Raw genomic sequence first — 13,705 nt, forward strand, 5'->3', positions numbered from 1 at the left:
TTCGTCGTTTTAACCATTCTGGACGCGTTTCCAAGAGGAATTACCTGTTTTTAGGCAATTGCTGTGTAAGTATTACACACATCTGCACGAGTTCAGTTGAACATCTGACATTACTTCGGAGGCAAAGTATTTCGGCAATGGCATTAATTTCGCTACCAGACAGGTCTTCGCTCGTATGGCATGGATTGAACAAGCGATTGTTCCCCTCTAGAATAGTAGTCCGAAATAAAATTTCAGGTTTCATGCTTTCTGAGCAATTATTGCTGCCCATCATCTCGTAACCGGACAGGTTTTCCCAGTATGGATTTTGATCATCGTCTGAAGCGCGCCATTGGTCGCGGTTTACACGCTAAGAACTCCCGAGAACAGGAAGCCCAGGAGAAACAGCTCAATGAAGAAGAGTTGCGCATCCTGCATTCGCAAGCACGGATTGAGCTGACTGAGCACATAGACGTATGTCTGAAGAAGCTCGTCGACCATTTCCCGGGCTTTCAATATAGCTCCGTCATCGACTCCGATGGTTGGGGTGCGAAGATTCGACGGGACGATCTGGAACTGGACAGCGGCAAAAGAAAACAGCAATACAGCCAGCTACAATTGTTGATCTCCTCGTTCAATAAAGCCCAGGTGATTGAGCTGAACATAAAAGGGACAGCCCGTAACAAAGAAGTCATCCACCGGCGACATTTCCAGCAACTTCAAGATCTCGACACCGAATCCTTCTCCGAACTGATCGATCTCTGGGTCCTTGAATATGCTGAAAAGTATTCGGCCGGCACTTAATCGCTCGGCGACTTCCGATTGCTTCTCTTAACTTCTTCATTCTCTAATACAGCTCTATCCTTCTTCACACACTCTCCGATTTAGAAATCCTCCTCCATGAATTCGCACGCCGATCTGCAGCACGTCCTCGATTCCGGTCTCGTCGCCATTCTGCGGGCGCCCTCGGGAGACCAACTGGCTAAGGTCGCCGAAGCATTGTATGAAGGTGGTATCGATATTCTGGAAGTCACGTTCACCGTTCCGAACGCCTTGGAAATCATCGAAGAAGTCTCCCGTCGCATGGGCGATAAAATCTTGCTGGGAGCCGGTTCTGTCCTCGATCCCGAAACAGCCCGCGCAGCGATTCTGGCGGGCGCCGACTTTATCGTGTCACCCGTGGTGAATCTGGATGTCATCAGGTTGTGCAAACGTTACAGCAAATTGATCATGCCCGGTGCCTTTACACCGACTGAAATCCTCTCCGCCTGGGAAGCAGGAGCTGATGTGGTTAAAGTCTTCCCGGCCGATATTGGGGGGCCAAGTTATCTGAAAGCGGTTAAAGCGCCGCTGCCTCAAGTCCGGCTCATGCCTACAGGCGGTGTGAACCTGGATACACTGGATAGCTTCCTCGATGCCGGAGCCTGTGCCGTAGGACTGGGAAGTTCACTGGTGGAGAAAGATGCGGTTGCCAAAGGAGATATGGCCCGCATCACCGATCTCGCCAGCCAGTACGTGGCCAAAATGAAAGCGTACCGAAACGGAAAATAGCTCGCTATTGAAAGTGAGTTGGGAGGCTTACAGCCGGAATACAGGGCTTCGAGGAATTAGACTGCATTAAGTCGAAGTTCAAAAAAACGGCGAAATTGGTCTTGGTCTCTTTGTGAAAACTGGGTTAAATTGAGACGATTCGATCTGGCCCTGGTGAAGGGCGCCTTGTCGATTCCGGTCAACGAATCCTATCTGACCTCCATTCACCTCTGAATTCGCCGGATCAATCCTAACTTACGCTCATCAACGAGTGATCGTTTTTCGAACCCTCGGCTGAATGACTGACGACTTTATTTTCGACGACTCAACGAATGAGTTATTGAATGTCAGTCTCGATTCAGGTTCGGATGAGTGCTACTCACCATTTCGCGCAACCGCAGGGAGGCATCGCGTGGACACTCTTCTTATCGCTGGTATCGATTCTGTCGCCGGCTACAACATCGCCGTCGCACTTTCCGAACAATTTCATGTCATCGGACTTTCGTTCAAGACACCGATTCTATTCGAAGGCGAAGAGACCGAACTTTGTCCGACGGAATCCGCAGCCCATATTGTGGACTGCCTCGAAGAAATAAAGCCTGACTGGATTCTTTATTGCGGACCGACTGCCTGCTCAAGTTGGGATGTCGATCCTGCAGAACTGCGAAGCCCTTCGCTTGTCAAACATGCCCGTCGCTGGGCGGAAGCCACTCGGACTTGTGATTCCCGATTCACGGTAATCTCATCTGACGCCGTTTTTACGGGCCCCTGGATGTTCCACCGTGAAGAAAGTGATTGCTACTGCCTATCCGCAGAAGCCGCTAACATTCGGGAAATGGAAGCCGCAATCATTGCCGTGTATCCCCAGGCAATGATTGTCCGCACCCACGTTTTTGGTTGGACTCCTGCCGAATTAAAACAACAAAGTATCGACAAAGTTCTCGATCAACTGGAAACAGGAAAAAGCTTCGCCGGAATGCCTTCATCCAGCCCTATCCTGACAGACCAATTAGCAGGGATACTTGCTAAACTGGAAGAGCGGCAGGTGAGCGGGTTACTTCATATCGGCAGTGCCGAACGCTGCACCCCACTGCAGTTCGCGTCACACGTTGCATTGGAGTTTGATGTAGCAGCCCCCATCGCCAAGTCGATCGGTGCCGTCACTGAAAGACAAATCGGGTTCGGGCAGGGCGAAAGTTCTCTGCAATGCACGAAACTCCGTAAAGTCCTGGGAATAGGGCTCCCGCTGGTTTCAGATGGAATCCGGCTACTCGCCATTCAATGCGAAAAACAATCTCAATTATTCTCAGGCTTCTCGATTAACAGAGCGGCATGATATAAAACCAAACAACTGAATTCGACTTCTGGAATTGACGATTCCAGAGAACCCCTCCGACTGCAGCCCTCCTACAGGTTGCGGTCGGTTTTTTTATGCGCTGTAAGTACATCCACAGTTCAGTCACCCGTTCGGATTAACTCCAACCCATTGATCATCGTTTCGCCTTGTTCTGAAACTAGCTCAAGCAGGAAATCCTCGCCTACCGTAATTCCATCGAAACTCTTAACGATGCCTCGATTATCGCCTGCTGCCTCGGCGACGATATCAAATGAGTTCAGCACCGGTTCCCCCTGAACTGAGATGGTTTGCACGCGTGCGCCGGATTCTCTTATTGGTAGATCGCAGAAGTAGAGACGAACGGTGTAGGTACCCGGTTTGAGTTTTTCCAGTTTGAATTCACTCAGCCCAATGGCCGCCGAGCCATCGACCCACGGCCATTTCTCACTCGAATCGATTCGCAAACTGTGTCGGTAAGAATAGTCGACTGTTGCCGGGGAAGTATTCGCCGTAAGCTTTGGAGAAGGCTCGCCCAGACTTGGAAAGTTCAACCAGAGTGTCCCTTCTCGGGTCATTCGAGCGCCGGGAGCACCAAAGTTAATCCCTATTCGCTGGATCGATTCGGGTTCGCTTTCACCCCAAACGGCCCACTGCTCGTGCGTTTCCGGCACAGCATAGAGAGCCATGCTGGTAGGTAATGGGTAACTGCAGGTACAGCCTTCGTAAAAGTAAGGCACGTTGAGTAACCCGTTTGCCGGGATGATACTGTTGGTACAACCCGACCGGGGACCGCTCAGGAACATTGTCCCGCTTTCGAGCGTTTTGTCGTAAAAAGCAGGGGTTCCGCTTCGCATGGTGAATAGAAAACCATAGTCGACGCCCCCGTCGCAACCGTAGTTTTTCGGAAAGTCGCGTTTCTCTTCTTTGCCCGACAGGGGATTGATACGAGTTCCCTGTTCCGGTTTCGCTGGATGCCACGCATCCTTTTGATACGGTGGCCGATACTGCGTGGGCTCCGATGCCTCTTCCTTATTTACCGTATGTTTCGCCCGGGCTTCCTGAGCCTCGGACTCTTCAAACAACCGCCCGGTATAGACATCGGAAAAAGAGGGTGGGAACAAAGGAAAGTCGACAGTGTAGTCCGACCGGTCCCGTTCGCTTAACCAGGATTTACCGCGCGAGACCATCACCCCTTTCTCAAAAGACGGTTGCGGAGACCGTTTGAAATTTTTAACGAGATCATTGAACCAGAGCACACCGACAGGGAACCGCACCAGTTCATCCTGGTTGAGTTCCCAGTCGGTCTGGTAATCCTGACTTCCGGGCAGAGGCCCTACCCGAGAGAATGTCGCTGTGGAGTTCGCTTTACTGGCGAGCGCTTCGTCTCCCCATTCGCTATAGAGCGTTTGCATCAGGGTACTTCGAAACGTGTCCTCTTTAATCCCTTCTGCAAAATGCAGTTGCCCGCCATAAGGACGTACGGAGTTGACGAAAGAATCTAAATTCAATTCGCCATTGGCACCGAGGACTCTTTCCAGATCCGATTGACTACGAGCATAAACCAGCTCGGCCCAATAGGGAGGAAGTCCTGCTTTCCCCGTCTCCAGAAGCCAAACCACTCCTCGCGAACCATAGTGACCTGCTGCTTGAAGGTGCTGGCGAAGCTTCGTAGCTTGATTGGTGTCGTTCTCCAGAACAATCAACTTCAAGTCCGTCTTTTCCAGAAGCATGTCCAAACTGGCGGCATCCGGACTCCCGACCGATAACGCATATCCAGATGATGTATGCAGCGATTCAATAACTCGTCGTGTTTCTGCATCCAGTGGATGTTCGTCGTCACTTTTCACAATCGAAGTCGAATTTGCTTTTGCGATCGCCAATGGAAATTGAACCGGCTTTCGGTTTTCGGTTCCATACACACACAGTTGCCCACCCTCAGTAACCACAACGGCATAATCGTTTACCGGCACTAGATTCTGAACTGGTCCCGCAATCCCATGATCCGGTTTGTCAAAACTAATAACTTCTTCGGCGGCCGTAATCTGGCGATGCAGGTTTCCGTCGCCGGTGCCGAATTGCTGTTTGTCTTCGTGACGCTGTTGGTTAATCACTTCATCAAAACTGACTGTTCCACGCCGGACAGCCTTCGCCGATTCAGGATCGAGTGACGAAAACCAACCGCCCGGATATCGCGACACTTTCGGCAGTGCAAATTCTATCAATTCGCCGGTCTCTTTATTCAAACGAGCCGGGTAGGCGGCGGAGCAGGGGATGACCAGCTCGTCATCATTGATTAACAGATACCCTTGTGGGGCCAGGCCACCCATGGCGACTGTTTGGTGAGGATGGTCGCCATACAGATATCCAAGTCGATCATTCTGCCAGATCACTTCACCTGTCTCTACCGAAAGAGCCGTGGCCACAATTCCTTCAAATGGCCAGACACCCGCGGCAAGGTAGACTGTTCCATCATCGACAACAGCACCACCGCGGACTGGCCAAACGGAAGTCAGCCGTTCGTTTGCCAATAGCTTTCGGTCACTTAACGCGACCTGTTTCTTCCATTGAAGTTCGCCCGTCTGCAGACTGAGGCAGTAAAAGTAACCATCGTCCGATCCGAAGAGAACTCGATCACCCCAGAGAACCGGCGCCAGTCGATTGGGGCCGTTCGTGAAGAAGGACCATTTTTCCTGTCCAGTCTTCAGGTCATATGCTGTGACGGTATCTTCAACAGACGAGGCCAGGACGATCGTGTCCTTCTTGATCACCGGTTCGTATCGACCGTCGAACTGTAGTCGCGGATTATCAAACGCCGGATTGATCTCGGGCAACTCTCGCGACCACTGCAAATGCAGTTCGCCCTCCAGGCCTTGAACCGATACAGCGGTCCGCCCGGAGTTGTTTCGCCACGTTGGCCAGTCTTCGGAGAAGACGGAGCCCTGAAAAAGAGAAAGACTCAAAAGAACACAAAACGAAACCGTTACTCGACTCATTCCAAACACCTGTCGTTATTCGTCGTTATTAGTCAGTCTGAAAGTCTACGCCCCTAAAGAAACGTTTCTGGCATCATGACACGACTACTGTAGCGAGGGCAAGCCGTATCGCCGAAAGTACCGCCGACATCAGCGAGGCTCCGGATGGTCCATTTCAATCCCCAATAAATCGTACTGCGCATAAAAAAACGCCGGGCTCGAAGAAACCGGCGTTTTAATTGAATTGTATCGACAGGCCAGTGAAAGATTTCGGTTGGGCAGGGACCGCATCAGAATTGGCCGAATGCTATCGGGCATGCAAGTTACTTTACCGCATTCGATATCGATTACGGAGAGATGTATTCCGTCCGGACTGGTTCATCCGGTTGGATATCTCCCAACTCGATAAGCAGTTCTTCCCGCACAATATTCATAGAGCGGGGTGCCTCGATACCTAGCCGCACATTGTTGGGTCCAACCCGCACAATGGTTACGGCGATCTCGTCACCGATCAGGATCTTCTCGCCAGTTTTTCTTGAAAGCACAAGCATCTTTCAACCTCCATTTTTCCTTTGGATGTACTCATTCGTCCTTGGTGGCCACTCATGTCAACAATCCGGTGATCAGTAGCTGGTTGTCACATCAATCCAGGTACCTGTCAGATCGAGTTAGCCGTGTGATAGCCGGTTAGCCCGACCACTTGAGACTCACGTGTCATCACTACGATGACGTCATCAATAGGATAACGCTTTTGATCCGAACAGATCCAGACCGACTTCCTTTTTTTAGCCAAAGAAACAATATTCGCTCTCAAGCAGCCTCTGGCATTAAGATAGGCAAGCCCAAGGCTATTTTGCACCAGGAAATGCATCGATGCACAACAAGCAGGCACTAGAGGCGTGCCTAAAAAGAAGGCACCGCTTGGCTGTGTGAAAAATAGGCGATATTTAGAGCTCAGAGAGACGGCGACTTGATATTCGAGGCCCTGTTGGCGATGCTGGCTCTTGATTGGTGGGCAGCATTTGCCCGTATTCGTTTCTGATTTAAGGTTGGCGACAGTAGATAGAGGAGCGTACAGCGATGGTTCGGATCGGCATCATTGGCATCGGGTTCATGGGATACACGCACTTTGAAGGTGCGAAATTTCTCAAGCGAGATAAAATCACAGCCATTGCCACTCGCGACAAGAAAAAGCTGTCCGGGAACTGGAGCAGTATTCAGGGCAACTTTGGCCCTCGCGCCGGCCAGGTCGACACCTCCGACCTGAAAAAGTACGAGGACTACCACGATCTGCTGAACGATCCGGAGATTGACCTGGTCGATATTTGCCTTCCGACTGAATTGCACGAGAAAGTGACTTTGGAGGCATTGGCCGCTGGCAAAAATGTGCTGGTGGAGAAACCGATCTCCATTGAACTGAAGTCGGCCAATAAGATGGTTGCCGCCGCCGAGAAAGCAGGAAAGCAACTGATGGTGGGCCACGTCCTGCCGTTCTTCCCTGAATTTCGCTTTCTCTACGAGACCGCCCGCAGCGGTCGCCTCGGCAAAATTAGATCGGCCCGTTTCCACCGCGTAATTGCCCCACCAAACTGGTCGGATAATATCGCCGACTATGCCAAACTAGGCGGATGGGGAATCGACCTGCACATTCACGACAACCACTTTATCGGCCTGTTGTGTGGCATACCTCAAAAGGTCTTTTCAAACGGAGTGATGGAGCAGGGCCTCGTCAATCATCTGCACACACAATATGTCTATGAAGACTCGGAGCTTTCCGTCAGCTGCGTCAGCGGTGGTATTGCTCCGAAGCACCTGCAGTTCTCACACGGGTTTGAAGTGATCTTCGAAGAAGGGGCTCTGCTCTTTTCAGCAGGAACTTTTGGCGGGGAATGGGTGGTCGACCGCCCACTGACCGAAATCGCCAAGTCCAACAAACCGAAGTCGCCGAAACTCAAAGGGGGCAGCGAATGGTGCTCCGCCTTTACCGAGGAACTGCGGACCGCTTGCGATACGATCAGCAAGGGAACCGCTCCGGAAATCCTGTCCGGGCAACTCGCACTGGACGCCCTCAAGATCTGCCACGCGGAAGCAAAGAGCATCGAGTCAGGCCGCATTATCTCGGTCCGGTAGAGCGCATCATATTTAAAACGTGATCCGACCAAAGCTCGACCGTCGGTGGCGAAGGCTATTCAAACGCGGCGACAAACGATGATATGCGCTTTCGATTGCACTCGGGCGAAGATCAATGTCACTGGATCTGAACCCGTCAGCGGCAGACGCTTACGAATGGCGGTGGCGTCGGTGGGAAGATGACGGCTTTTGATCTCTACTTGCCCCGCCGGATGCTGCTGGAAATATTTTTTCAGCAGCTTCAGGTTGTTCGGCAAGACTTCCTGAACTTCAAAACCACTGACGAATGGAGAATCGACATACTCTTCGGAAGTCAGATACTCCTCCTCCTCGTCCAACCGAGCGAGCCCAAGACGTTCGCTCAAGAGGTCAATCAGACTGGCTCGAACCACAGCCGGGTCTGGATCGTATAAATAAGTCTGTAATTCATCGAAGGCGGGTAGGGTGGAGAGAGGGCTGCCAACGAGACTTTCGCCAGCAGGAAGCGAAGTCGCCCGGTGGAGGCCAGGTTCCGCCAGTTCGCCGAACCAGATCGTCGCTTCTTTGCATTCTCCACCCAGGCTGATCAATTCAATTTCCGCGCCAGGAAACTTGCCATAGAAATTGCTGGCAGGGCTCAGCTTCAGGGCGCCACCGCGTGCGGTCTGGACCAGCTGCTGCATGAACTCCAGCCCCGGTTCGTATTGCTCCAGCCGCATCGTTCGCGAACGCGTCTTCGATGAACGCCGATCTGGATCCAGATGGACCCACTTCCCGGAGTGGTCGATTCGTGTGACATCTTCCGTATGAGCCGTTAATTGTTGCCCAAATCCATAACAAGCGGCGTTCTCTTCTGCCTGCCATGCATGCAGGGGGGCAAGATCATAAGTGTGAACTGGGCCCCGGGACGCCAAGGCAACGGCATCGCCGCCGATACCCGTACAATAATCGTGAATTTCGTCCTGCTGGATTCGTTCCGCGAACTGGCTCGCTTTATAGAAGGCAACTGCTTCTGGCGTTGCCTGCTCGAGACCAATCCGGTCGAACCACATTTCACTGGCGCGGGAAAATTTCTTAGCCCCTTTTTCACGCAGTTCGTGCAGGGTAATCGCCGTGCGAACCAGGTGCGGAGGATAATCTTTGCGGAGATCCTGCTGCAATCGCAATTCGCTACTCGTTGAATGAGCCAGCTGTTTCAGGATCTCGGGAGTTCGCCTCAGTTCCTTCCACAGATCAAGTTGCTCGTGGGATTCTTGGTCAGCGGGAATATTCATCACGGAATCGATGCGTTCTTGGTTTGCAGATTGACGAGGCTCAACGAAATTTTTCCACCGAAGCAGACACCCACGTCTGTTTCTGGTTGGCGGGGTCGGTTGACATAATTTCCCCACACGTAGTGTAGCCGGCCATCCCTTTGTTCGTAACTGACCGGTAAGGGTTCCGGCTCTAACGGTGCAAGTTCGTAGGTGGTGTCTGCTTTCAGATGTTCGGAATCGGGCAGATTGATATTCCAGAAGGATTGCCGATCGATCGGTTTGTTGATCAGTTCGCTACCAAGCCGGTTCACTGCTTTTTCGGCATTCTCCCAGTGAAATGGAACGGCACCATTTCGAAAATGAGAGATGGCAATCCCAGGTATGCCGTGCATAACCCCTTCTCGAACAGCCGCGACTGTTCCCGACATGAAGACATCGACCCCCAGATTACCTCCGTGATTGATTCCGGAGATAACCCAATCTATGGGTAATTGCAAATGCTTGATCGCAACACGAACACAGTCAGCAGGAGTCCCCGTCAACGAATATTGATTCTTGTTATGTTCCACCAAATCAAGAGGACGATCTGTCGTGACCGTGTGGCTGCAACCGGAGAGATGTTGGTCGGGAGCGATCACATACAACTTTCCCAATGGTGCGAACGCTCGCTCCAAAGCACGTAAGCCTTCCGCGTCGATCCCGTCGTCGTTCGTCAGTAAAAAATTCATACCCAGCTTACCTGTCTCTTTCCCTACGGTTCGTCGTTTTGTTTCTGTGTTTATTTATAGCCAACAGCGCAAAAAAAGTCCTGCCTTCGCTAAGCAAAGACAGGACTTTCTCATGAGATCAACTGACAGTCATATTTAGTCGACTTTGATCAGGCGATAAACGTGTGGCTGAGGTTTATTGATTTCGAAGATCTTATCTTCGAGTGCTTTTGCTTTCGCTTCGGCATCAGCAACTCGTTTTTCCAGATCGCCGAGTTGTACTTCTGCCTTCGACACTAAATCTTTTGCTTCTTTGCTTTCTGGATTTGCGGCCAACTCACGCAGATGCCGAGAGTATCGCTGGAACAGACTCCAGATCGCACGGAGTTCGTGTACCGGACCATCATTTCGCTCTTTGTTGATTGCGGCGACTTCGGCGGCCTGCTGATACTGTGGAGTGTTCGCATTCCCCTGCAATTCCAGATGGCGCTCTAACTGAGTTGAAGTGTAAGTGCCGATTTCCTGGTCATCAATTAAGAGCTTATATTTGCTCGATTCCAGACCATGGATTTCGAGAGATTCTCGGCTGAATTTATGCCCCAGCTTGGTCAGGGCGACACCTTCTGCGGCTTCTTCGGGAATGACCAGGGGCAAGCTTTCAGCGTGGGCTGTAAATTCAAGTCCATCGTCGAGTAGCTTGATACCGCTCAGTTCGCCGTTTTTCATTGATGCATGAACGGTTCCTTTGTTGTCAATCTCGACATTGATTGAGGAAACGAGGCGATCAACCTGCATGTCCTCCAGAATCGCCACTGCCATCACCAATTGGCCTGAAGGACCGGGGTGGACCGCATCTTTGATCATAGTGAAGTCAGGATCTGTTTTGCGCTGATCGAGCGTGATGTCGTTCAACGGAGTGAACATGTCCACAAATCCGTAGCCATTATTTAAAGCCTGTTCCTGTAACCAGCGGCCAAAGTAAGCGAGGACAGAGTTGTAGAATTCCAACCGTTGCTCCGGGGAATCGGGGCGACTGATTCGCGCGGCACGGGAATCGTACATGGTGGGAGTCATCAGAATCGGAGTCGCTCCAATCGCATCAAGTCGATTGAGGAGTTCCGTCATTCCATTATGGTACAAATTCATCGTGGGCTGATTGAAAGGAACGTAATGCCCGTCATTCATGCCCAGCAGAATAGTGACGTACTTGGGATTATAAGCGGCGACATCGCGATCAAATCGATCGAGAGCATCCAGTGCCTGGGCACCACCGACGCCGGCGTTATGGAATTGCAGTCGCATATTAGGATAACGGGTGTAAAAATAGTCTTCCACGTACTGCGTGTAGAGGCATTGATGAGTAATACTGTCCCCAAGAAAGACGATGCAGTCTCCCTCGGCGAGTTCCATTTTTCCAACGATCGGTTGGGCACCTTCCTGTGCCGGAGCAGCCTGGGAAGCAAAAGCAGTGATGCTCAAAATGAGCATCAGCAGGAGCGAAGAAGATCGGAGTCTATTCACGATGTGGGCCTTCTAATTCTAAGTCTGAGAGAAATACTGAGTGAGATTATGTAGCGAACCCCTATTGTTACCTATCCGAGAGACGCATTTCCAGTCTTTCGATTCATTCCTGATAAACATCAAGCACGATTGTCCGGCGGGCCTCGTCCGGGAAAGGGCTTAGTTTCAATAGGGTACGACGGTCCTTCTGAACCTGTTCAATCAGCTCCCTCATCCCCTTTTTATTCGATCGAGATTTGTCCGCCATGGTGGCATACACTGGGCTTATATGAGCATTTCACTGCTGGCCAAACTCATTCCGGGGGAAAACTTTTGCTGGATTTCTTCGGACTCATCGACTGGCAAAGGAGGGTGCGAACGGCATCATTTCTTAGAATCGAATTTTTAGCGGTTCGGCATCACGCTGATCGAGAGGGAGACTCTCGATGTGCTCGACTGACTTGGTCTTTCCGTCTGATTTGAAACGTATCGTATAGGTCGCTTCTCGAAAGACGGGAGGCTGCCAGCTGTTGCCGTTGATTCGGATCGTGTAAACGATTTCATCAAGGTATTCATCAACGACTTGCACAACGGGATTTGTTGCATTTTCAAATTGTAGTTCGGGCAACCAACCGAGTGGCTTGCGGGCATAGTTATCTTCCTGCTGAATGACAATCGGCCAACCTTCAAATTGCTTCGCATCCGGGTCTTCGACATCAACATGTCTTGGCCAGCATTCCATCGTGATCTGACGAGACTTCTTGTTGAAACGGACAATGCCAAAACCAGCGGCATTAAAGTTTTCCGAGGTCGGATTGGCGTAGGCGTGCATCGTTAACTTGTTGCGAAATCCGTCATAAAATTGTCCTGCGAAGGGAAGGTCGTTTCCTTCCAGGCGTCCTTCCGGTTCTTCCAGTGGCCACCACCAGCGGCCATAGTAGTTGACGATCGAGGGGACACAGAACGAGAAACCAGAATCTTCCCAACTGTGGACACCATGATGAATCACCGTCGCCAAGTGCTGATCACCCGCAAGGTGAAATCCGAAGCAGCGACGAATCTCTTCCAGTGCTCGCGCGCGACCCGCTTGTGGCCAACCATTGGAATCGAGATCCGCGAGTAATCGGGAATCACTCTTTCCGTGAATATGAGCGCCGCCACCGAAGATTGTTTGGGAAAGCACGACTTTCATTTCGGCCTGATCCCAGTCCTGACCCCATTCGTGCAGAAACTTCAGTTGCCGTGAACCCAGCAAGCGTGCCTCGGGAACGTCGACCGTAGTCGGGTCGTAATTTGGATTGTTGATATGGTCCGGCCGGGGTCCTTGCTTGGGAATCAGCCCAGCAGGACCAGTCTTCCATTTTCGATCTTCGATGACCGCGAAGTCGATATCACCCCAGTTTAGATTGGTGTAATAAACGGAGATATCCTGCTCAATCGGTGTGGGATCATACGGGTCGGGCAGGTGGCTGGCCTGTGCTTTCTGCACCATGTTGACGTACTCAGCCGACATGATATATCCACCGTCCGCTCCACCGGGAAGATGCGAAACCTTGCCTCCTTCGCCCCACAGATTTCCTTGTCCCACATCGTGATCGTCCGGGATCGTAATTGTCGGACGGTCCTTGATGATCTCACCAAACTGGCGACCGAATAGTAGCCAGGCAGCGGTGTGCTCTTTATGGTCGTAACTTTGGTCGCCGGAGAAGAAGAGCAAATCGGGATCGAGTTTTTTAATGTTCTCTACGACGTCTGTTCGGGGGGAACGATCCGAATTTGAGTTGCCCGTAAATCCTGCGACGACGATTTCTTCTTTGTCGATCGGGTTCTCTCGAATAACACCGGTATATTCGCTCCCTCCCGCATGGCTCAAGCGATAGGGATAACGACGACTGTCGTTCCAGTTTTGTAATCGGAACGTCGCCAGCCCATTTTCGTCCACGCGGGCCGTCGTGATTTTTTTCCAACCATTGCCACTGTCGACTTCAAGTACAACGTCACGCGATTCATTTTCCTCAAGTGGATAGAACTGAACGCTCATCTTCAGGACATGGTTGTGAAGCGTGTACAGCGCGAAGCCAATCACCTCATCACGAGGCACGTCCGGGATCGTCGGTTTGCCTCCCTTGCGGTCGATCTTGATTGGTTCCGGTTCTGTCGGTGGATTCTCTTCAGCCGGAACGATTCCGGGCATTGTTATCGAAAAAAGAAACAGTCCGAAGAGAGCACAAAGCAGCAAGCGAGTTAGTCGCATCATAGGAGATCGATTTCTGTCGTAGCCATGGGAGGGAATAGTCGACGACGAATGGTCACTAC

Annotated in this window: 11 protein-coding genes; 4 read left to right on the plus strand and 7 right to left on the minus strand. The window is 51.4% G+C overall.

The window, feature by feature from the left end:
- Positions 1–300: 300 nt before the first annotated feature.
- The 3 genes from Pla110_RS16125 (at position 301) to Pla110_RS16135 (ending at position 2,845) form a co-directional block, all read left to right on the plus strand.
- Positions 301–783, plus strand: coding sequence for a hypothetical protein (locus tag Pla110_RS16125; protein ID WP_144997082.1), 483 nt, complete (start codon positions 301–303; stop codon positions 781–783).
- A 96-nt stretch (positions 784–879) separates the two neighbouring features.
- Positions 880–1,530: a bifunctional 4-hydroxy-2-oxoglutarate aldolase/2-dehydro-3-deoxy-phosphogluconate aldolase gene (locus Pla110_RS16130; RefSeq protein ID WP_144997084.1), complete on the plus strand. Its 651-nt coding sequence runs from the start codon at positions 880–882 to the stop codon at positions 1,528–1,530.
- A 391-nt stretch (positions 1,531–1,921) separates the two neighbouring features.
- The gene (locus tag Pla110_RS16135) at positions 1,922–2,845 is read left to right on the plus strand and encodes a sugar nucleotide-binding protein (protein WP_197440243.1); all 924 of its coding nucleotides are present in this window, start codon (positions 1,922–1,924) and stop codon (positions 2,843–2,845) included.
- Positions 2,846–2,964: 119 nt separating this feature from the next.
- On the opposite strand, the gene Pla110_RS16140 is transcribed toward Pla110_RS16135, so the two are convergent.
- Both Pla110_RS16140 and Pla110_RS16145 read right to left on the minus strand, forming a co-directional pair.
- Positions 2,965–5,838, minus strand: coding sequence for an outer membrane protein assembly factor BamB family protein (locus tag Pla110_RS16140; RefSeq protein ID WP_144997088.1), 2,874 nt, complete (start codon positions 5,836–5,838; stop codon positions 2,965–2,967).
- Between the two features lie 326 nt (positions 5,839–6,164).
- Positions 6,165–6,368, minus strand: a complete 204-nt coding sequence (locus Pla110_RS16145; protein WP_144997090.1) for a carbon storage regulator — start codon at positions 6,366–6,368, stop codon at positions 6,165–6,167.
- Between the two features lie 529 nt (positions 6,369–6,897).
- On the opposite strand from Pla110_RS16145, the gene Pla110_RS16150 reads away from it, so the two are divergent.
- Entirely contained in the window at positions 6,898–7,947 is a 1,050-nt protein-coding gene (locus Pla110_RS16150) for a Gfo/Idh/MocA family protein (protein WP_144997092.1), read from the plus strand.
- A 59-nt stretch (positions 7,948–8,006) separates the two neighbouring features.
- Here Pla110_RS16150 and Pla110_RS16155 read toward each other — a convergent pair whose 3' ends face one another.
- The 5 genes from Pla110_RS16155 to Pla110_RS16170 form a co-directional block, all read right to left on the minus strand.
- Positions 8,007–9,200 (minus strand): THUMP-like domain-containing protein, encoded by a 1,194-nt coding sequence (locus Pla110_RS16155; RefSeq protein WP_144997094.1) that lies wholly within the window; start codon positions 9,198–9,200, stop codon positions 8,007–8,009.
- Positions 9,200–9,910 (minus strand): 5'/3'-nucleotidase SurE, encoded by a 711-nt coding sequence (gene surE, locus Pla110_RS16160; protein WP_144997096.1) that lies wholly within the window; start codon positions 9,908–9,910, stop codon positions 9,200–9,202. Before surE ends, Pla110_RS16155 begins: the two co-directional genes overlap by 1 nt.
- A gap of 135 nt (positions 9,911–10,045) precedes the next feature.
- On the minus strand, positions 10,046–11,410 hold the full coding sequence (locus Pla110_RS16165) for an SGNH/GDSL hydrolase family protein (protein ID WP_144997099.1): 1,365 nt from the start codon (positions 11,408–11,410) through the stop codon (positions 10,046–10,048).
- 103 nt (positions 11,411–11,513) lie between these two features.
- A complete protein-coding gene (locus Pla110_RS22690; RefSeq protein WP_197440244.1) occupies positions 11,514–11,657 on the minus strand; it encodes a hypothetical protein in 144 nt (47 codons plus the stop codon).
- A 123-nt stretch (positions 11,658–11,780) separates the two neighbouring features.
- Positions 11,781–13,646 carry an alkaline phosphatase D family protein gene (locus Pla110_RS16170; RefSeq protein WP_144997101.1) on the minus strand — a complete coding sequence of 622 codons (1,866 nt, stop codon included), beginning with the start codon at positions 13,644–13,646 and terminating at the stop codon, positions 11,781–11,783.
- Positions 13,647–13,705 lie beyond the last annotated feature (59 nt).

The sequence above is a fragment of the Polystyrenella longa genome (assembly GCF_007750395.1).
Taxonomy (GTDB): domain Bacteria; phylum Planctomycetota; class Planctomycetia; order Planctomycetales; family Planctomycetaceae; genus Polystyrenella; species Polystyrenella longa.